Annotated in this window: 1 protein-coding gene and 1 pseudogene; both read right to left on the reverse strand. The window is 70.1% G+C overall.

All coding sequences use genetic code 11. The features are described from left to right. The coding region (locus AC5LUJ_RS17280) for an RNA polymerase-binding protein RbpA (RefSeq protein WP_493465293.1) at positions 1-330 on the reverse strand (330 nt) is incomplete at its 3' end. Between the two features lie 297 nt (positions 331-627). Then, positions 628-984 (reverse strand): annotated as a pseudogene (locus AC5LUJ_RS17285) (ABC transporter substrate-binding protein); the annotation flags it as partial.

Here is a 984-nt window from a genome sequence, read left to right on the forward strand (position 1 = left end):
AGTGCCGCGCAGCTTGGCCAGCGCCTCGGCCAGGATCGCCTCCCCGTCCTTCTCGTTGCGCCGCTCCCGAACGTAGGCGAGGTGCGTCTTGTACGGTTCGGTCTTGGGCGGAGCGGGCGCGTTGTCGCGGTCACGACCCGCTGGGAAGCCACAGTTCGGGCAGTCCCAGGTCTCGGGAATCGTGGCGTCCGCGGCGAACGACGGCCTGGTCTCGTGATTGTTGGCGCACCAGAAGGAAATCCGCTGTCGCGGGGCCGTCTCACCGCGTTCGGCTTCCCCCATGGGCCCCGCCCCTACCCGACTTCCTCTGATGGCGTTACCACCTGCCACGGTCCGCATGCTCCTTTGTCTCGTCCCGCTGATTGACTCCGGATCCGGCCCCCCAGCCGCCAGCCGGCCTGACCGAGTGTAAGACGAGAAGGGCCGATCTCGTCGCACCGACCACCATCGGTCACCCTCACAATCCGCTCTGGTGACCGAACGCCGTCACCGCTCCTCCCGCTCGCCCAGGCCTGCGAACGGAGCCGTGGCATGGAAAACACGGGCTGGGAAGGAAGCGGCAACCATGTCACCGCTCCGCTCGCACGCTCTCACCCGGCCTCTCGTCCCAGGCTCCGGCCTCTCGTCCTAGGCGATGCCCAGGGAGACGGCGGTGGGGTCGGCGGCGTCCAGCGAGGGGACCCGCAGAAAGCCGCGGACGTTGGCGCTGTGGAAACGGGGCGCGACGGTGACCGCGAGCGGAATGACGGCGGCGTCGGTGAGCAGCTCCCGCTCCAGGTCGCCCCAGCGGGTGGAGAGCGCGACCGGGTCACGCTCCCCGAGGGCGTCCCGCAGCAGCTGCGCGACCCGGTCGTTACGGTATCCGCCGTCGGCCGGCCGGGAGCCCGACCACTGCGGTTCCAGCAGCGGCTGGAACACGCTGCGCCCGGCATTGCCGAACCACTGCGGCGTCACCCTGGTCAGGGCGAGATCCCAGCCCACCGT

The sequence above is a fragment of the Protofrankia sp. CiP1_Cm_nod3 genome (genome assembly GCF_982290655.1).